Raw genomic sequence first — 18,849 nt, forward strand, 5'->3', positions numbered from 1 at the left:
TCGATGGGGTCGGTTCCCGATGCCAGGCGCAAGCATAGTTCGCCCGCGTACGCGCAGCGCAAGGATCTTGCGTGGTATCGGCATTACTGTGTTGTCGAGCGTCGTCTTGCTGTGGCTGGCGGATCGCCTGTGGCCGTTGCCGATGCCGGGTGACGACCTGGCGCGGGTGGTGCTCGCCGAGGACGGCACGCCGCTGTGGCGCTTCGCCGATGCCGATGGCGTGTGGCGCTATCCGGTCAGCCCCGAGGAAGTATCGCCTTTGTATCTGGAGGCGCTGCTCACCTACGAAGATCGCTGGTTCTACGACCATCCCGGGGTCAACCCGCTGGCCCTGGCGCGCGCGGCCTGGCTGAACCTGCGTGGCGGGCGCGTAGTGTCCGGGGGCAGCACGCTGTCGATGCAGGTAGCACGTTTGCTCGACCCCCATGATCGCACCCTGGCCGGCAAGCTGCGTCAGCTGTGGCGTACGGCGCAACTTGAATGGCACCTGTCCAAGCGCGAGATCCTGCAGATCTACCTCGATCGCGCGCCCTTCGGCGGCACCCTGCAGGGCGTCGCTGCCGCCAGTTGGGCCTACCTGGGCAAGTCGCCCAAGCACCTCACGCCTGCCGAAGCGGCATTGCTCGCCGTACTGCCCCAGGCGCCCAGCCGCCTGCGCCCGGATCGCCATCCCGAGCGTGCGCAGCGTGCCCGCGACAAGGTGCTGCAACGCCTGGCCGACTACCAGGTGTGGCCTGAGCAGCGGATTGCCGAGGCGCGCGAGGAGCCTTTGTTGCTCGCCCCACGCCAGGAGCCGGCGCTGGCGCCACTGCTGGCTCGGCGCCTGAACACGGCGGACAGCCCGACGCTGATCCGCACCACGCTCGATGCATCGTTGCAGCGTCGTCTCGAAGACCTGCTGCTCGGTTGGCGTGCACGCTTGCCCGAGCGCACCTCGGCGGCAATCCTGGTGGTCGAGGCGCAGACCATGGCCGTGCGTGCCTACCTGGGTTCCATCGACCTGGGCGATGAGCGCCGTTTCGGCCATGTCGACATGGTGCATGCCCTGCGCTCGCCGGGCTCGACCCTCAAGCCGTTTCTCTATGGCATGGCCCTGGACGATGGGCTGATCCACTCCGAATCGTTGTTGCAGGATGTGCCGCGTCGCTATGGCGACTATCGTCCGGGCAACTTCTCGATGGGCTTCAGTGGGCCGGTGTCGGCCAGTTCGGCGCTGGCGTTGTCGCTCAACCTGCCAGCGGTTCAGTTGCTCGAGGCCTATGGGCCCAAACGCTTTGCCGCGCAGATGCGTATCGGTGGGGTGCCGCTGATACTGCCGCCACTGGCCGAGCCGAACCTGTCGCTGATTCTCGGCGGCGCGGGCAGCCGCCTGGAGGACCTGGTGGGTGGCTATGCCGCGCTGGCGCGTGAAGGCAAGAGCGCGAAGATCCGCCTGCAGCCCCAGGACCCGCTGCTGGAGCGGCGCCTGTTGTCGTCGGGTTCGGCGTGGATCGTGCGGCGTATTCTCAGCGGCCAGGCGCGTCCGGACCGCGATCCGCATGCCGAGCTGGTGCAGCGCCCGCAACTGGCCTGGAAGACCGGCACCAGCTATGGCTTTCGCGATGCCTGGTCGGTCGGCGTCGGCCCGCGGTACATCATTGGTGTTTGGATAGGCAGACCCGATGGCACGCCGGTGCCGGGCCAGTTCGGCCTGGCTTCGGCAGCGCCGCTGATGCTGCAGGTGCACGACCTGCTAAGCAACCGCGACAGCCAGCGCGGCGTTGCCGTGCCCGTGGAGAACGTGCCGGGCAGTGTCGGCGTGGCAGCGATCTGCTGGCCGCTGGGGCAGCCAATGAATCGTCAGGACCCGCAATGCCGCCGCCAGCGTTTTGCCTGGACCCTCGACGGCACCACGCCGCCGACCTTGCAGGCTGCCGACCAGCCGCTCGGGTTGGGCCTACGCGAAACGGTATGGGTCAATGAGCGCGGCTTGAGGGTCGATGCCAGCTGTCGAGGGGCGAAAGCGCAGGAAATTGCCCTCTGGCCTGCGCCTCTGGAACCTTGGCTGCCACGGGTAGAGCGGCGGAGTGCGCGGCTGCCGATGGTCGATCCTGCCTGTCCACCGCAGGTGCCGCCCAGCGCGCCGCCGCTTTCGATCGTCGGTGTGCGCGCAGGCGACAATTTGCGCCGGCCGCTCACCAGTCACGAGCCATTGCAACTGCACGTATCGGCACTGGGTGGGGCAGGGCGGCGCTGGTGGTTCCTCAATGGCCGGCCGCTGGGCGAGACCGAAGGGCAGGACAGCCTGCTGGTGCGTTTCGAGCAGTCAGGCCGCATCGAGTTGAGTGCGTTGGATGAGAGCGGCGAGACGGCACGGGTCGAGTTCCAGGTGGCGGAGTAGCCGCTCTCAGCCAGCGCTTCCTTGTACTAATGACATGGTATTAAACCTTTCGGTCAGCCATTCGGGCTGCCCTCACAACTCACTGAATTTCATAGGCTTTCCAGCGCCGTCAGCACTTTATTCCCCCGTATTAATACCAACTTACGACCTACCGCCGTCGAACCGCCGGAGCTTCACTGCTGACTGAAGGCATAACGCTGGCCAGCCTGGCCAGCGCGCCTATCCAACAACAAAGCAGTGCGGGAGTCGCCCATGAAAACTCAGGTTTGGATGAAAGCGAGTACGGCATTGGCGCTGGTGATGGCCCTTGGGCTTGCCGGGTGCAGCAGCGGTGGTGGTGGTCATCACAGCGAGGTTGATGGCTCGTCCCCCGACAGTGGCGCTGGTGCAGGTGCAGGCGGCGGCTCCGACGGATCGGGCGGCAGCGGTGGTGATGGCGGCGGTATGGCGGGTGGTGGCAACGGCGCAGGCAACGGTGGCACTGGTGGTGGCACCGGTGGTGGAGATGGTACGGGAGGCGGTGGTACCAATCCTGGTAACGGTGGCGGAACGCCAGGCGGTGGTGATGGTGGTACGGGTGGCGGTAATACGCCGACCCCGCTGGTCACCGGTCAGGTCGTCGGCCAGGTCGGCAATACCGTTTCCGGCCTGGGCGATGGTGTCAGCAACCTGGGTGAGATGATCGGCTCGCTGCCGGTGGCGGGGAACACTTCGCTGACCGGCGGCGTCGGTTCGCTGGTGTCCTCCACGGGTGATGCAGTCAGTAGTGTCGGCTCCGGCCTGAGCGAGGGGCTTGGGCAACTGGGCACCGGAAACAATGCCGTTGGTACGACACTCGGCGTGGTGGGGGCAGCCACTTCCAACCTCGGGACCGGCGTATCCGGCCTGGGACAGGGCATAGGGGCGCTCGCAACGAGCTCACCGGTCGAGCAGGTTCCATTGGTCAACCAAGTGGTGGCAGGCGCCGGGCAAGGCGTCGACCGTGTCGGTCAGGCGGTCACCATGCTGGGCAACACGCTGACCCCTGTCGGTACCAGCGGCCCGCTGGCGGGCGCCACGCAGGGGGTAAGCAATGCGTTGGTGCCGGTGGTGTCGCTGGTGGAAAACACCACTGCCAATGTCACCCGGCAAACCGGGCTCGCTGGCCCGCTGAACCAGACCCTCAACCAGGTCGGCGGGGCGCTCGACCAGGCCGGGCAACAGGTTGCAGGTACCGGCAACGGCAATCCATTGACCAGTACGCTCGGGCAAGTGGTGAGCAATGTGGGTAGCACCGTCAGCACCACCAGCGGCCTGGCCCCTACAACCGGCGGCGCACGCACTGGCCTGCTGGAAACCGTGGGCGGCGTGGTTGCTGGCGCTGGCAGCGGGCTGGCGGCGGGCACTGGTAATCCGGCGGTAGCGTCGGTGGGTGGCAGCACGGGCCAGGTTGGCAACACCGTCGCTGCGCTCGGCACGGTGCTCGGTGGCAATGGCGTCACCAATACGGCAGCAGGTGCTCCGGTGGCAGCGGTGACGCAACAGGTAAGCGCCGGTGTGACGCCGGTCGTCAGTGGCGTGGCCAGTGTCACCCAGCAGGTTGGTGCTGCGACGGGCGTCGGTGCGCCGGTCGCCGGGTTGCTCAATCAGGTGGGCGGTGCGGTGGCCAGTGCAGGCAGCCAGCTTGGCGCGGCCACTGGCAACCCGGTCGTCAGCCAGGTGGGGGCGACGGTCAGTGCAGTCGGTGGCACCGTTGGCCAGGCTGGCACGCTGGTCAATGCCAGCGGTGGCCAGAGTGGCGGGCTCGGCGGCGTACTGGGTGGTGTGACCGGTGCCTTGGGCGGCGTGCAGCGTTGATAAAGTGCCCGGCGGATCCTTTTCGCTGATCCGCCGGGCGCTCGGTTAGACGACGGCGCGCTCAGCACCTACGCTTGCATTGACAAGGGCGTCCCTGCCGGGCGCCCCTGGTTCCACAGGATCATGGAGTGTCCGAATGCGTCCACTGCTGGTGACGATGCTGGCGCTGTCCTGGGCCTGCGTGGCCCGCGCCGAACCCCTGCCGAGTTTTCTCAACAGCAACGAAACCGAACGCCGCCTGCCCACGCCGAATCTACCGGTGGACGCCTACCGTCCGGGCAAGCCTGGGCTGAATGTACCGGCACCAGCAGCACCCCAACAAACGCCATTGCAGATGAACACCCAGGTCCTGGTGCGCAAGGTGCGCTTCGAGGGCGGGACCGTCTACCCCTTGGCAGATTTGCGCGAGCATTACCAACCGATACTCAATCGCAGCGTGACCCTCGCTGAACTGATCGAGGTCACCCGACGCCTGACCCAGCGCTACCAGCAGGACGGCTACCTGTTGTCCTACGCCTATCTTCCGCCGCAAGACTTCGCCGATGGCCGCGTGCGGGTGGTGCTGGTGGAAGGTTATATCCGCGACTACGAGGTTCAGGGCGATATCGGCTCCGCATCGGGTTATGTCGAGCGTCTGGTGAACAAGCTCAAGGCCGAACGGCCGCTGACGCGCAAGACCTTCGAGCGCTACACCAGCCTGATCAGCCGTATCCCCGGTGTCACCTTCCAGGCCCAGGTGCCGCCACCGGGCACCACCGACGGTGCCACGCGCCTGATTGCCCAGGCTTCGCGCAAGCCCTTCACCACCACGCTCAACCTCAGCGACGGCAACCGTGACGACCTGCAAGCGCTGCTGGGCGCCAGCAGCAATGCCCAGACTCGCTTCGCCGAGCAGTTGAGCGCCAGCGTGCTGGTGCCGCCGGGCGAGGACAAGGAACACTATTACCGCGTCGACTACAGCCAGTTCTTGGATGACGAGGGTACGCAACTGCTGTTGTCGGCATCGCGCTATCGCAGCGACCCGAAGGCACGCATTCGCCTGGACAACGGTATCGACCTGACCCAGCACCGCGAGAACGAGCGTTACTCGATCGGGCTCAGCCAGGCGTTGATCGCCTCGCCGACCGAATGGCTGGATGTGGTCGGGCGCTTCTATGCGGTCAATGACCAGATCGACTACCAGGTCGTGGGCTTCCCGCTGAAGCTCGACAGCCACACCGACATTCGCGCGCTGTCGTTCGAGGGTGATTGGCGCAAGGCCGAGGCCAAGCGCCTGCGCATCCTCAGCGCCGGGGTTTACCAGGGCCTCGACCATTTTGGCGCACGCACCAATGCAGGCTACGACCTGGACTTCCTGCGCCTGCGCCTGTCCGGGGTGCAGAGCGACAATTTCCTCGAACACTGGCAAGGGGTCGTGTCCGCTGCCGGTTACTGGAGCAACGACAGTTTGCCCGACAGCGAACGGGCGGTGTTCGGCGGGCAGAACTTCGGTCGCGGCTACCCCAGCGACCAGGCCTCCGGCGACAAGGGCTGGGGCCTGGCCTACGAGCTGAACTACAGCATCCAGCGTGATGGTCAGTGGCTGAAGGTGCTGCAGCCCTATGTGGTGCTCGATACCGCGCGGGCCTGGTTCAACGAACTGGAGGTGCAGAAGGCGAAGATGTCTTCGGCAGCGGTAGGGCTGCGGTTTGGCGATGCGCGCTATTACAACATCGCGCTGGAGGTAGCCAAGCCCATGTCGGACATCGCCCTCGACAGCCTGAACCGGCGGCCGCGGTTCACGGTGAGCTTCAGTTATCAACTGTAGGGAGGATGGATCTTCCTAGGAACTGTCTGACCTGATCTGTCGAATAGCGTCTGATTGTCGCTCATGGGGGGCCTGTCTAGTCTTTGCGAGGATGTCAGGGAAGGGAAATAGGTGATACTTGATTTTTCGTTTATTTCGAATATGTTGAAGTGAACAGAAGTCTTCAGCGAGAAAGTTCATGACTGTGCCTATCCGTACCGAGTTTCCCGAGGCCCGTGAAGTAGCAGCCGCTGTGCAGGGGCAACGAGACCTGGCAGCCGTGCTATGCACCCAGGCTGACATGCAGCGCATCGAGATCTACGACGCCGATAACAAGGCGCATGCCGTCGAACTGCCAACCAGTGCGCTGCGGTTGCTCCTGGACATACTGGGAGAGTTGGCACAGGGCAACTCTGTGCGGGTAGTGCCGGTCCACGCGGAGCTGACCACGCAGGAGGCTGCGGATCTGCTGAGCGTTTCGCGCCCTCATCTGGTGAAACTGCTCGAGGAAGGAGCCTTGCCCCATCACAAGGCGGGTCGACATCGTCGTGTTCTCTTCTCTGACCTGATGACCTACAAACAGCAGCGGGATCAGGCCAGCCGCAAGGCGATGGACGACTTGACCGCGCTATCGGAAGAGCTTGACCTGGGGTATTGATGCGTCACTCACCGTTCACCACGATTTACGACGCATGCGTTCTTTATCCCGCCCCTTTGCGCGACTTGTTGGTCAGGCTCGCTGGCAAGGGCCTTTACAGAGCCAGATGGAGCGCCCAGATCGATGATGAATGGAAAAGGAATCTATTGCTGAAACGGCGGGATCTTACCCGGGGGCAATTGGACCGTATTTCCACACTGATGGAAGCGGCGATTCCCGATGCACTGGTTGTCGGTCATGAATCCTTGTACCCGGCTCTGAGTCTGCCCGGCCCTGATGACGTACATGTTCTTGCCGCCGCGATCAGAAGCAACGCGGAAGTCATCGTGACGTTCAACCTGAAAGACTTTCCCCCATCCGCATTGCGCTGTTTCGGTGTAGAGGCACAGCACCCTGACGAATTCATCATGGACTTGTGGGACCTCGATCAGGCTGCTGTTCTGGAGGCTGTGGCTGAAATGCGGCGCAGCTTGGTTCGTATGCCTTACACCGCCGAAACCCTGCTGGAGTGCTATTCGAGGCAAGGCCTACCGCAGACGGCAGGGGTTTTGCGCGACTTCGCCTTGTTGATCTGAACGCATTGGCCTACCGCCCCACCACCTGCATCACCGACTTGGGAAACAGATTGTCGAGTGTCTCCAGCAAGCGGGCGTGGTAGATCGGTTTGCGGAACAGGTCGAGCACATGCAGGCGCAGCAGGTCGCTGACGTCGTCCATATCGGCATGGCCGGACATGACGATCACCGGCAGATGCTGGCGGGCGGTGTGGTCGCGCAGGCGCTTGATCAGGCCGATGCCACTTTCTTCGGGCATGCGCAGGTCGGTGATCACCAGGGCCACATCAGGGTAGCGGGTGAGCTGTTGCAGGGCGGTCTTCACCGAGTTGGCGGTGTGGCACTTGAAACCTTCGTTTTCCAGCAATTCAGCCAGCTCCTGCAGTGCCTCTTCCTCGTCGTCCACCAAAAGAATCTGCTGGCGCGAGGAAGAGTTCGGCATGCTTGGCTCCTGTTCGCCTGGCGTTATGCTGCGGCGTGCTGGTCAAGGTCATAGCGCCCCGGAGATGGCGCTGAACATCGTGGTGATCTTGCCGGAGATCGTCGGTACGAATGGCACCAGCACCACCGCGACCATTGCGGCGATCAGCGCGTATTCGATACCGGACGCGCCGTCCTTGCGGGTGATGAAGTTCTTGCAGTGCTGAAGGATCCGTTGCAGTTGCATGGCACATCTCCTTGCGCCGACGGCGCGGGGTAAGGACGTGGCTAAGTAACGTCCATTTGCCATCATAGAATTGCCAAGCTGGCGAAGCCTGCAAATGTAAAAAGGCATTAACTCTAAAGTATTGGAAGCCAAGGCTTTTTCTAAGTACCTGTTTTCCCTGCATGTCCGCGTGCCAGACGAAAAAATCCCGTTTCCGCTCATGGCGAACGGTGAGGTCTGCGCTACCGTTCAATAGCGAAATAGTTTCGTTTTGCCAGCAATCTAATGGCGCAGGGAGGCGGAGATGAGCAGTCGCTTGACCATGGTCCTGGCTGTCCTGTTTCTTCTCGGCGCAGTACTCGCAGGTTACTGGGGGCTGGTGCTCAGCCGCCCGTCCACACCCCCCGTCAGTCCTGCTCCCACAGTCGCCGAAGCGCCTGCCGAAGTGATTGCGCCACCTCCCCAACCGCCCGAACCGGCACGTTCACCCATCGTTGTGTTGCGCAGGGCGCTCCCGGCGAACACGCCCCTGACCGAGGACGATGTGCTGCTAGAGCGCCTGCAAGTGGTGCCTGCCGGTGCGTTCCAGCACATCGACCAGGTGCTCGGTCGCTCCAGCGCGCGTGCGCTGTCGGCGGGCAGTTGGCTGGACGAGGCGAGCTTTCAGGCGGGCGGGCCACTGTCGCGGATGATTCGTGCCCACGAGCGCGCGGTGGCCGTGGGCGTCGACGATGTGGTGGGGGCGGCCGGACTGCTGCGCCCAGGCGACTACGTGGACGTATTGCTGTTTCTGCGCGAGGAGAACAACAACCCGCAGTCTTCAGCCCAGGTGGTGCTGCCGGCCCTGCGCGTGCTGAGTGTCGGCGAGCAGATGGGGCTGGCCAACGATGGCCGGCCGGCGCAAACCGTCGAGGAGGAACAGGCCCGGCGCGAACAGCACGGGAGCCAAGGCAGCGTCGGCGCTACCCGCACCGTCACCTTGGCCGTACCCGAAGCCCTGGCCAGCCGGCTGATGCTCGCTGCCCAGGCCGGCACCCTGCGCCTGGCCGTACGCAGCGCCGATGAACAGCGCCTGGCCCGTTACTGGGCCGAACCTGAGGCGCGGCCGCAGGTCGAGAGCGCCGGGCGCGAGCTCTATCGCTTCAGCCAGTTGTCCCAGTCTCCCGTGGCCAGCGCTGCTCCCGCCAACGCTGCGCCCAGCATGCAGATCATTCGTGGCGCCAAGGCTGCCGACACCGACAAGACTCCCTGACCAGGCAAGGATGCAGCGATGCGACGTTCCGAGCGTAGTTTCCGACATGCGTGCCGTGCACTGCTCCTGACGGCACTGGTGCCCCACGCCCAGGCGGCGGTGAAGGGGTGCGAGGCTTTCGGCCAGTTGCCCTCGGTGATCGAGATGGACCAGGGCCTGCAGCAGGAACTGCGCCTGCCGCTGGCGATCAGCCGGGCGGCGGTGGGCGAGCCCAAGGTCGCCGACGTGCAGGCCAGCGGCGATCACGCGGTGCTGCTGACCGCCGTGGGGCCGGGCAATACTACGTTGATGTTGTGGACCGCCTGCGCGCCAGCGCCGCACCGGACCATGCTGTTCGTCAAGGGGCGCGCCAGTGCCGACATGGCAGAAGGCAGCCTGCTACCGTCCCAGGATGCGCAGTTGCCAAGCCAGGTGCAGGCCGATATCCGCTTCGTCGAAGTGCGCCGCAGCAAGTACAAGGAGGCAGGTGCGCGGCTGTTCTTCAAAGGCTCGAACAACAGCCTGTTTGGTTCACCTGGCACCGTGCCGAATACCACCGTGCGACCTGACTACGTGCCCGGTGTGCAGACCGGCACCACGCCCAACTCGGTTACCTACGCCGATGTGCGTCCCGGTATTCCGCTCGACAACGGCGTGTTCAACATCGTCTGGGGCGGTGGCAGCAGCAAGTTCCTGGCGGCGATCAACGCCCTGGAAAACAGCGGCTTCGCCTACACACTGGCGCGCCCCAGCCTCACTGTGCTCAGCGGCCTGACGGCCAGTTTCCTGGCCGGCGGCGAGATCCCGGTTCCGGTGCCCAGCTCCGGCAGCGACAACGTGTCGATCGAATACAAGGAGTTCGGCGTACGCCTGGCGCTGACCCCGACCGTGGTCAGCCGCGACCGTATCACGCTCAAGGTCGCCCCCGAGGTCAGCGAGCTGGACTACAACAACGCGGTGAACATCGCCGGCACCCTGGTGCCGGGGCTGAGCGTGCGGCGCACCGACACCAGCATCTCCCTGGCCGATGGCGAGAGCTTCATCATCAGCGGCCTGGTCAGCAACAACACCCGCTCCTCGGTGGACAAGCTCCCCGGCCTGGGCAACCTGCCGATCCTCGGCGCGTTCTTCCGCCAGTCGGCGCTGGTGCGCGAAGAGACCGAGTTGCTGATGATCGTCACGCCGCACCTGGTCCAGCCGCTGGCGGCCAATGCGCGCCTGCCGCAGTTGCCGGGCGAAGCACTGCGCACCTACGACCCGAGCTGGGGCCAGCTGTTCTTCATGGAAAACGGCAACTTCGAAGGTCATGGGGGGTTATCACGATGAACGACAGCCTCAACCAGACTTACCTGGCCATCACCCGCAACGAAGAGGACCTGCAGTGGCTGCAGGACGCCCTGGCCCCGCAGGGGCAGGTGATCGGCGCCAGCGCAGGCACCCTCGACGAATTGCTGGCGCTGCTGGATGTGACGTTCAGCAACCTGGTGTTCATCGGCCTCGACCGCGAGCAGTTGGTCAGCCAGTGCGCGCTGATCGAAGGCGTGCTGGAAGCCAAGCCGATGCTGGCCATCGTCGCGCTGGGCGATGGCATGGACAATCAATTGGTGCTGCATGCCATGCGTGCCGGTGCGCGCGATTTCGTCGCCTACGGCTCGCGTGCCAGCGAGGTGGCCGGGCTGGTGCGCAGGCTCGGCAAGCGCCTGCCGACGGTGACCAACAACCCCAAACTGGGTGGCCTGACCGTGCTCTATGGCGCCCAGCGCGGCGCCGATGGCGCGCTGCTGACCACCCACCTGGCGCGGGTGGTGCAGGAGAGCGGCCAGCAGACCCTGCTGCTCGACCTGGGTCTGCCGCGCGGCGACAGCCTGGCCCTGCTCGGGCTGGAGGCGTCATTCTATTTCGGCGATGCCTTGCGCCACCTGCGCCGGCTCGACACCACGCTGATCGACAGCGCCTTCACCCGCGACAAAGGCGGCCTGCGCTTGCTGAGCTATGCCGAGAGCGACGATCCGCTGCGCCAGACCAGCGCCGCCGAGCTGTACATGCTGCTCAGTGCATTGCGCCAACACTTCCAGCACATCGTCGTGAACTTGACCGGGCATGCCGACAGCGAAGCGCTGCGCACCATCGTCAGCCATTGCGACAAGCTGATCGTCTACACCGACCAGAATATCCTGGACTGCCGGCGCAACCTGGAAGTCCTCGAACTGTGGCGCGACCGCGGCATCAAGCTCGAGCATGCCAGCTTGCTGGTGGACCGCTACCTGCGCAATGTCGCCCCGGATGCCGAGGCGCTCGCCAAACGCTATGGCCTGCCGCTGCTCAAGGTGATGCCCGACTGCCCAGAGGTGCGCCTGAACGTGAAGAACCAGGGCCTGAGCCTGTTCGAGCTGGCCCCGCGTGAAGGCCTGACTCAGGCCCTGCGTGCCCTTGGCGAGCGCCTGGCCCGGCGCTCGGAAAACCTCGCTCCACCGAGCTTCCCTTGGCTGCGTCGGTTGTGGGGTAGCAGATGAGCGGCGACGAACCCTTCGGCGGTCAGCGCCACGCGTCGGGCGACCCTCACGCGCTCAAGCGTGCGCTGCATCGCTTCGCGATCGACGCCATCGAGGACAGCGGGCGCAACCTGCTCGAAGGCGCACGCCCGGCGTTGACCCAGTTCGTCCTCGAACAGGTGGGTGACTATGTCGGGCGCTTGCGCCTTGCGCTGTCGCGCTACGAGATGGAGCGCCTGGCCGAGGAACTGGTCGATGAACTCACCGGCTTCGGCCCGCTGGAAGTGCTGCTGCGCGATGCCAGCGTCACCGAGATCCTGGTCAACGGCCCGCACCGGGTGTTCGTCGAGCGGGCCGGGTTGTTGCAGCAGACCGACCTGCGCTTCATCGATGCGCACCATGTCGAACGGGTCATGCAGCGCATCCTTGCGCCCCTGGGGCGACGCCTGGACGAGTCTTCACCGATGGTCGATGCGCGTCTGCCCGATGGCAGCCGGGTCAACGCGATCATCCCGCCAGTGGCGCTGGACGGGCCGTGCCTGTCGATCCGCAAGTTCCGCCAGGACATGCTCAAGAGTGCCGACTTGCTGGCCACCCGCGCCATCGATCAAGCCATCTTCGATTTCTTCGAGCGCGCCGTGGGCCGTCGTTGCAACATCCTGGTCAGCGGCGGCACTGGTACTGGCAAGACCACGCTGCTCAATATCCTCAGCCAGATGATCGCGCCGCGCGAGCGCCTGGTGACCATCGAGGATGTTGCCGAGCTGCAGCTGCATCACCCCCACGTGGTGCGTCTGGAAACCCGACCACCGAACGCCGAGGGCCATGGCGAGATCAAGCCCAGCGAGCTGATCCGCAACGCCCTGCGCATGCGTCCTGACCGCATCATTCTTGGCGAGATTCGCGGCGCCGAGGTGCTCGATGTGCTCACCGCGATGAACACCGGCCACGACGGCTCGATGAGCACCGTACATGCCAACACTGCACAGGACGCCCTGCTGCGCCTGGAGACCCTGGTCGGCCTCAGCGGCCGACAGATCGCCGAGAAGACCTTGCGCCAGATGATCTGCGCGGCGCTGGATGTGGTGATCCAGTTGACGCGTTTGCCTGATGGCAGGCGTTGCGTCAGCGAAGTGCTGGAGGTGGTCGGCGTACGTGAGGATGTGTATGTGACCAATACCCTGTTCCGCCTCGACCGACGCGGCGGCGAGACCTTCCAGCGCGAGGCGCCGAACCCGGCAGGCAGCAAACTGCGTCAGGACGGTGTGTCGTGATCGGGCCTTTGCTGCTGGCGCTGGCGCCGCTGCTGCTGGGGGCCGCCATGCTGCTGTTTCGCCTGGGCTTGTACAAGCGCGGCGAGGAGCGCGTCCTGCAGCGTCTGGGGCGCGCCTACCAGACGATTCGAACGGGCAGCGCCCGGCGCGACTGGCTCGACCCACTGCTGCAACGGGCCGGCCTGATCAGCGCTGACGTGCGTCCGCAACGCTGGCTGCTGGCGTGGTGCGGGCTGGTGCTGGTGGCGGTGTTGCTGGCCGGTTGGCTGGCCGGCCTGATGGTGCTGCTCGGTGCGCCGCTGTCGGGCTATCTGTACTTGAGTTGGCGATGCCGTCGGCGCATGCGTCAGCTCGTCGAGCAACTGCCCGGTCTGCTCGACTACAGCGTGCGCAGCCTCAAGGCCGGTCGGACCCTGAGCGATGCGGTGCTCGGCGGCATCGACGGCACGCGCGAACCGTTGCATTCGACCATGGGCCGTGTGCGCCGCAATGTGCAGATGGGCGTGCCATTGGAGGATGCGCTGAGCGAGCTGGCCGAGCTGTACGACCAGGACGAATTGCGCCTGTTCGCCTTGGGCCTGCGCATCAATCAGCGCTATGGCGGCAATGCCAGCGAACTGATGGAAAACCTGATCAAGCTGATCCGCGAACGTGAGCAAGGCGCGCGCCAGCTCAAGGCCATGACCGGCGAAACGCGTGTCACTGCGTGGGTGCTGGGGGCCTTGCCGCTTTTCATGGTCGGCTACTTCCTGACGGTCAACCCCAACTACCTGATGAGCCTGTGGCGCGACAGCAGTGGGCAGTGGCTGCTGTTCCTGGCCTTTGCCCTGCAGGCGGTCGGCTGCCTGGTGCTGTGGCGCATGATGAGGAGTCTTTGACATGGCCCTGCTGATCTGCGCCCTGTGCCTGCTCGTCGTCGCCCTGTTGCTGGGGCTGCAGGCCTCGCGTCAGTTGCGTGCGCGCTACCTGGTTACACGGCGCCTGCAAGGGCGCCTGGCTCGCGAGGAACGCTTGGGCGACATGCTCCACTGGCTGGGCAGCAGCCCGCTGGGGCAGCGCTTGCAGACGCTCGATGGGGAAACCCAGGGCCTGCTCGAACGGATCGGCTGGCGTCGCAGTCGCCAGCGCGCGCTGTTCGCCGCCGTGCAACTGGGATTGCCGTTGCTGGCCATGGGGCTGGCGTTGCTGCTGCAGCATGCCTTCATCGGCGTCGATGCCCTGCATTGGCTGGTGCTGCCAGTGTGCGCGCTGGTGATCGGCTACCTGTTGCCCAAGCGCCTGTTGGCGCTGGCTGCCACGCGCCGGCAACAGCGTATCGCCCAGGAGGTCAGCCTGATGATTCCGCTGCTGCGTATTCTCTTCGAGACGGGGCTGGCCGTGGAGCAGGCGTTGCGTGTGCTCAGCCAGGAGGGACGGACACTGGTGCCGGAGATCAGCGAAGAGCTGCAGCAGGTGTTGCAACGGGTGGATTCGGGGCTGTCGCTTGGCCCGGAGCTGGAGAAGACTGCGCGGGTGCTGGCAGTGGATGAGTTCGTCGACACCTGCGTGATCCTTCAGCAACTGCTGGTGCAGGGCAGTGGCGGGATGAAGTCGCTGCTGGCGCTCAAGGCGCTGCTCGACGATCGACGCCTCACGCACCTGCAGGAGCGAGTGTCGAAGATGTCGGCAAAGATGTCGGCGGTGATGATGGTATTCCTGTTCCCGGCCTTGCTCATCGTCCTGGCCGGGCCAGGTTTTTCTGCGTTGGCACGGGCCTTGGGGGTCTAGGGCCTGAGTCTAGGGAGAGAAGGATGAAAACGATCCTGTTGTTCACCGGCATGCTGCTGCTGGGCGGTTGTGCCGGGCAGTCGGCGCAGGGGCTGGGTGCATTGTTCGGCGGCCCAGGCTGCGGCAAGCCGGATGCCGATCAGCAACTGGCGTTGAACCTGGCGGACGAGATGCTCAATGAGGGGCGCCCGCATGCCAGCCTGGCGCACCTCGAGCAGTTGCCGAACACCCTCGACCAGGTGCGCCTGCGCAAGGCCAGGGTTTCGCGCCTGCTGGGGCGCAGCGAGGCCGAGCCCCTGTACCGCAGCCTGCTGGGGAGCTGCCTGGCGGCCGAGGGCGAGCATGGTCTGGGCCAGCTCGCCTCGGCGCGTGGGGACGATGCCCAGGCCTTGCAGAGCCTGCAGCGCGCGGTGCGCCTGGCGCCCACGGACGAGCGCGTGCGCAACGACCTGGGCGTGGTGCTGATGAACCTGGGGCGTTACGAGCAGGCGCGCTTCGAGTTCCTCACGGCCATCGAGCTGAAGGACGACAACGCTTTGGCGGCGGTAAACCTGGTGACCCTGTCGCTGGTACAGGACAACTGGCAACAGGCGACCGATCTGGTCGGTCGCCTGCACTTGCGCCCTGAGCAGTTCGCCGATGCCCAGGCCCGGGCCAGGCAGGTGAAATCCACCGGGCGGGGTCCCATTGCGTTGGCCAATGGTGCCGAGGCGGTGGTCAATTGAGCAGGAGGAGGGTGGTCATGTTCAGGTATCTGATGGGGCTTGCCGGGTGTGCTTGCGTGTCAGTGGCGATGGCTCAGGAGCCACCTCGCCAGGCAGAGGCGCAGACGGCTACCGAGGCGTTGCTGCGGGTGCAGTCCAGTGGTGAGCAGGCGTCGAACCGGTTGCAGGTGCAAACGGCGCAGGAGCGCGACCAGTCGATGCAGCGCTGGCTGGACACCTACAAGTATGTGATCCCGGATTTCTATCGTTGGACCAAGATGACGTCTTCGAATAACTGAGTGCGATAGCTGCAGGAGCGGCGCGATGCCGCTCCTGCAGCACCTAGTGGGTAATGAACCGCTGATGCACAGGCGAGGAGCGCGGCGTCAGAGCCAGGGCCAGCTGGGTGCGGTTGTGCATGTGGGTCAGGCGCAGCACCTGCGACACATAGAGTTTTACCGTGTTCTCGGTGATCCCCAGCTCACAGGCAATCTGGTAGTTGGTCTTGCCCTTGCTGACCAGCTTGGCCACTTCGAGTTGGCGCGGCGAGAGCTTTTCGAACACCGGTGGCAGTTCGTTCTCGAGTTCTTCCCCGTCACCGGCCCGGCGATGGGCACCCTGGCCACGGGCCTTTTCCAGGTCGTGGTAGAGGTCGTCGATGGATTCGGCCAGCTCCTGCAGGCGCTGGTTCAGGCTACCCAGCTCGCGGAAGTTGCGGCGCCGCTCCATCAGCGCTGCTTCCTGGCGGCGCAGGCCTTCGAGCAGCTCTGCCAGGTCCATGGGCTTCTGGTAGTAATCGGAAAACCCTTCGCGCAGCGCGCGAATGACATCCTGCTTGTCAGCGCGGCCGGTCAGCATGATCGCCTCGAACAGCCGTTGCTGCCCGGCGATGTCCTTCAGCGCGCGCATCAGCGCGATGCCGTCCTGTTCGGGCATGTGCAGGTCGCACAGCACCAGGCCAATGGACTCGTCCGCGCCGTAGCGCTCGATGGCCTGCGCCGTGGAGTGCGCCGGCACACAGTGGTAGCCCGCGCTTTCGAGATATTCGCAAAGCTCTTCGACGATCAACGGCTGATCGTCCACAACCAGTACTTTCACCTCACTAGCAGACTTGTTCACGTTCAACTCCCTGTTGGTACGGGCCCCGCTCCGTTGGCCAGACAGCCTGGCCCTTAAGAAAAGTAGTCGCACTTTGAAATTATGTACAAGGTCTATACACGCGGATTCGACCCACTGGTCATTCATTGGATCCAGACGGCGGTCAGGAGAAACCCGGCCAGCACGTAGGGTGCGAACGGTTGTTTGTCGCCCACCTGCTCGGCCAGGCGCTGCAGGCGCTTCTTAACCTTGGGGTTGGCCAGGGTCCACAGGCGGCGTCGGCCAAGCATCCACACCAGCACTGTCACGCCTGCGCCGATGAAGGTGCCGAGCACGTACTGGTGGCTGGTGGCCAGGGCCAGGGCGCCGAGCAGTTTCACATCGCCGGCGCCGAAGCGGCCGAGCATGTAGCCGGGAAGGGTCAGCAGCATGACGATGGCCAAGGCCCAGCCCGCATCGCTGGCATCGGCACCTATCCAGCTGTGCCCGGTGGCGAACAGCCAGGCCAGGGCGCAGGCGGCGACACCCAGGGTCAGGGTGTTGGAGATCTGCCGTTCACGGACATCTTGTTCGGTGCACAAGGCAAGCCACATCAGGAGAACAATGCTTTGCATTGGCAATTGGCCATCCCTATTCGTTGAACGGGTTCTATGCTGTCACTCAGGACTTCTAGTCAGGGTAGACGTGAACATGCGAGCAAGCTTGGCAGTACGGCAAAAAGGCGCGGCAGCCATCGAGTTTGTCGCAGTCTTCATGATCTTTTTCGCGGTGTTCTACGGATTGGTCAGCTACAGCCTGCCGATGCTCATGTTGCAGTCGTTCAACCAGGCCAGCAGCGAGGCGGTGCGGCGCTGCGTGGCGCTGGACCCGAACAGCGCCACCTATGCCAATGATGTCCAGAATCTGGCACGCCAGGTGATCGCCCAGCAACTGAGCTGGATGCCCGCTGCGCTGGACTTTCAGCCCGCCACCGATGCACGGATCGTACTGGCCCCCGGCAACCTGCTGACCGTGACCATCGACTACCCGAAAAACAAACTGACCAATGTCATGCCGGTGCTGGTGCTGCCGTTGATCGGCGAAGTGCCGCGGCTGCCCCAGCGCTTGCAGGCCCAAGCGAGCCTGCAACTGTGAGCAGCGTTTTCGATCGCTGGTTGGGGGGCCAGGCATCGGTGGCCGAGGCGCCGTTGGCGGTCGGTCTGCAGGTGTGGCTCGACGAGCAGGGTGAGGTGCTGCGCTTGTCTGGCCCCCTGCGTACCCTGTTGGCCATGCCGCCCCAGCATGCCAGACGGGTGCAGGATTACCTGCAGCACCATAGCTGGCTGGTGCTCGAAGGTGATCCCGCCGATTGGCAGGGACAGCCGCTGGATCTGGATTTTCGTACAGTGCACGGGCAGGCACTGCACACCCGTGGCTGGCTGCAACGTCAGGCCGAGGGCTGGCTGCTGCAGTTGTTCGATATCGGCGACCTGGTGCGCGCGCACGACCACGAGGGGCAGCGCTTGAGCCTGCAGCGCCTGGCTGGCGACATCGGCCGAGCGGTACGCGACTGCGGCGAGGAGCGCCTGGCGCAGGTGACCGGCGAGCAGTTGCAGCGCCTGGTCGAGTACTGGCAGGCCGATTCGGTGCGGCTGATGCTGCTGGAGGCCGGCGTCTGGCGCAGCCATGCCGACAGTGGCGATGACTGGCCCTGGGCCGATGACGGGCAACTGCGGCCGTGGCTTGAAAAGTATGCGCTACGGGGCGAGCTCGATGCGTGCGAGCGTTACGAATTGCAGGTCTTGTGCGGCGGCTTGCCGGTGTCGCTGCTGCCCTATCGGCTGGGGCCGGACATCCAGGCCTGCCTGCTGTGCGTGGCGAGCGGGGCGCCGCCTGTACACGAGGCGGGAGAGCGGCTCTTGCAGGCGTTGCTGGACCCGTTGCTGGCGCGCCTTCGACAGCGCCAGTTGCAGCGCAGCGACCAGCACCTCGACGCGCTGCAGCGGCAGTTGGGCGCCGGTTGGTGGGAGTGGCCACTGCAGGGGCCGCTGCAGTTGGACCCAGCGTTGGCGGCCAGTTTCGACCTGCCGCGTGAAATCACCGTCGAGCAATGGCTGGCGCGAGTGCACCCGGCGGATCGCGAGGCCGCGCAGCTGGCGCTCGAGCAACTGCGTGAAGGCCGTGCCTTGAGCCTCAGCCTGCGCCTGCAGGAGCACGCCCCGCAGATCAGTCCGCGTTGGCTGCACTGGGTGGGGCAGATGCAGGGGCGCCAGGTCCGCGGCTTTCTACTCGACATCAGTGCGCTCAAGGCTCAGGAACTGCAGGCTGGCGCCGCCCGTGCACGGCTGGAGAACCTGATCGCCAGCTCGCCGGCCGTGATCTATATCCAGCGCTATGCCGAGGGCGCGCTGCACAGCGAGTTCTTCAGCGCCAGCCTGGCCCCG

The 18,849-nt window shown here is 65.0% G+C and carries 18 protein-coding genes and 1 pseudogene; 15 read left to right on the top strand and 4 right to left on the bottom strand.

Features of this window, described 5'->3' with window-relative positions:
* The first annotated feature begins 19 nt into the window (after window positions 1-19).
* The 5 genes from pbpC (at window position 20) to VA602_RS22335 (ending at window position 7,235) form a co-directional block, all read left to right on the top strand.
* Entirely contained in the window at window positions 20-2,380 is a 2,361-nt protein-coding gene (pbpC, locus tag VA602_RS22315) for a peptidoglycan glycosyltransferase PbpC (RefSeq protein ID WP_323454373.1), read from the top strand.
* 252 nt (window positions 2,381-2,632) lie between these two features.
* A complete protein-coding gene (locus VA602_RS22320; protein WP_323454374.1) occupies window positions 2,633-4,216 on the top strand; it encodes a collagen-like triple helix repeat-containing protein in 1,584 nt (527 codons plus the stop codon).
* Window positions 4,217-4,352: 136 nt separating this feature from the next.
* Window positions 4,353-6,023 carry a ShlB/FhaC/HecB family hemolysin secretion/activation protein gene (locus VA602_RS22325; protein ID WP_323454375.1) on the top strand — a complete coding sequence of 557 codons (1,671 nt, stop codon included), beginning with the start codon at window positions 4,353-4,355 and terminating at the stop codon, window positions 6,021-6,023.
* Between the two features lie 178 nt (window positions 6,024-6,201).
* Window positions 6,202-6,660, top strand: coding sequence for a helix-turn-helix domain-containing protein (locus VA602_RS22330; RefSeq protein WP_125931330.1), 459 nt, complete (start codon window positions 6,202-6,204; stop codon window positions 6,658-6,660).
* Window positions 6,660-7,235 carry a PIN domain-containing protein gene (locus VA602_RS22335; RefSeq protein ID WP_323454376.1) on the top strand — a complete coding sequence of 192 codons (576 nt, stop codon included), beginning with the start codon at window positions 6,660-6,662 and terminating at the stop codon, window positions 7,233-7,235. Before VA602_RS22330 ends, VA602_RS22335 begins: the two co-directional genes overlap by 1 nt.
* Before the next feature lie 10 nt (window positions 7,236-7,245).
* On the opposite strand, the gene VA602_RS22340 is transcribed toward VA602_RS22335, so the two are convergent.
* On the bottom strand, window positions 7,246-7,656 hold the full coding sequence (locus VA602_RS22340) for a response regulator (protein WP_054894187.1): 411 nt from the start codon (window positions 7,654-7,656) through the stop codon (window positions 7,246-7,248).
* Between the two features lie 48 nt (window positions 7,657-7,704).
* Window positions 7,705-7,881: a Flp family type IVb pilin gene (locus VA602_RS22345; protein WP_063546282.1), complete on the bottom strand. Its 177-nt coding sequence runs from the start codon at window positions 7,879-7,881 to the stop codon at window positions 7,705-7,707.
* Between the two features lie 283 nt (window positions 7,882-8,164).
* Between VA602_RS22345 and cpaB the strand changes: the two genes are divergently transcribed.
* Genes cpaB through VA602_RS22385 form a run of 8 tightly spaced genes read left to right on the top strand, consistent with a single transcriptional unit; the run spans window position 8,165 to window position 15,627 of the window.
* On the top strand, window positions 8,165-9,112 hold the full coding sequence (gene cpaB / locus VA602_RS22350) for a Flp pilus assembly protein CpaB (protein ID WP_197892407.1): 948 nt from the start codon (window positions 8,165-8,167) through the stop codon (window positions 9,110-9,112).
* A gap of 18 nt (window positions 9,113-9,130) precedes the next feature.
* The gene (locus VA602_RS22355) at window positions 9,131-10,417 is read left to right on the top strand and encodes a type II and III secretion system protein family protein (RefSeq protein ID WP_323454377.1); all 1,287 of its coding nucleotides are present in this window, start codon (window positions 9,131-9,133) and stop codon (window positions 10,415-10,417) included.
* A complete protein-coding gene (locus VA602_RS22360; RefSeq protein WP_323454378.1) occupies window positions 10,414-11,604 on the top strand; it encodes a pilus assembly protein in 1,191 nt (396 codons plus the stop codon). The genes VA602_RS22355 and VA602_RS22360 overlap by 4 nt, the downstream gene beginning before the upstream one ends.
* On the top strand, window positions 11,601-12,857 hold the full coding sequence (locus VA602_RS22365; protein ID WP_323454379.1) for a CpaF family protein: 1,257 nt from the start codon (window positions 11,601-11,603) through the stop codon (window positions 12,855-12,857). The genes VA602_RS22360 and VA602_RS22365 overlap by 4 nt, the downstream gene beginning before the upstream one ends.
* Entirely contained in the window at window positions 12,854-13,735 is an 882-nt protein-coding gene (locus tag VA602_RS22370) for a type II secretion system F family protein (RefSeq protein ID WP_323454380.1), read from the top strand. Before VA602_RS22365 ends, VA602_RS22370 begins: the two co-directional genes overlap by 4 nt.
* A gap of 1 nt (window position 13,736) precedes the next feature.
* Window positions 13,737-14,624, top strand: coding sequence for a type II secretion system F family protein (locus VA602_RS22375; RefSeq protein WP_323454381.1), 888 nt, complete (start codon window positions 13,737-13,739; stop codon window positions 14,622-14,624).
* Between the two features lie 23 nt (window positions 14,625-14,647).
* Window positions 14,648-15,349: a tetratricopeptide repeat protein gene (locus tag VA602_RS22380; protein WP_323454382.1), complete on the top strand. Its 702-nt coding sequence runs from the start codon at window positions 14,648-14,650 to the stop codon at window positions 15,347-15,349.
* Between the two features lie 17 nt (window positions 15,350-15,366).
* The gene (locus VA602_RS22385) at window positions 15,367-15,627 is read left to right on the top strand and encodes a DUF3613 domain-containing protein (protein WP_323454383.1); all 261 of its coding nucleotides are present in this window, start codon (window positions 15,367-15,369) and stop codon (window positions 15,625-15,627) included.
* 43 nt (window positions 15,628-15,670) lie between these two features.
* On the opposite strand, the gene VA602_RS22390 is transcribed toward VA602_RS22385, so the two are convergent.
* Together VA602_RS22390 and VA602_RS22395 are read right to left on the bottom strand one after the other, a co-directional pair.
* Window positions 15,671-16,447: a response regulator transcription factor gene (locus tag VA602_RS22390; RefSeq protein ID WP_323454384.1), complete on the bottom strand. Its 777-nt coding sequence runs from the start codon at window positions 16,445-16,447 to the stop codon at window positions 15,671-15,673.
* A gap of 122 nt (window positions 16,448-16,569) precedes the next feature.
* The gene (locus VA602_RS22395) at window positions 16,570-17,040 is read right to left on the bottom strand and encodes an A24 family peptidase (protein ID WP_054895204.1); all 471 of its coding nucleotides are present in this window, start codon (window positions 17,038-17,040) and stop codon (window positions 16,570-16,572) included.
* A 76-nt stretch (window positions 17,041-17,116) separates the two neighbouring features.
* On the opposite strand from VA602_RS22395, the gene VA602_RS22400 reads away from it, so the two are divergent.
* Both VA602_RS22400 and VA602_RS22405 read left to right on the top strand, forming a co-directional pair.
* Window positions 17,117-17,560, top strand: a complete 444-nt coding sequence (locus VA602_RS22400; protein ID WP_200603108.1) for a TadE/TadG family type IV pilus assembly protein — start codon at window positions 17,117-17,119, stop codon at window positions 17,558-17,560.
* Window positions 17,557-18,849, top strand: a pseudogene (locus tag VA602_RS22405) (PAS domain-containing sensor histidine kinase); the annotation flags it as partial. The gene VA602_RS22400 and the pseudogene VA602_RS22405, both read left to right, overlap by 4 nt.

This window comes from Pseudomonas machongensis, assembly GCF_034961125.1.
GTDB lineage: Bacteria > Pseudomonadota > Gammaproteobacteria > Pseudomonadales > Pseudomonadaceae > Aquipseudomonas > Aquipseudomonas machongensis.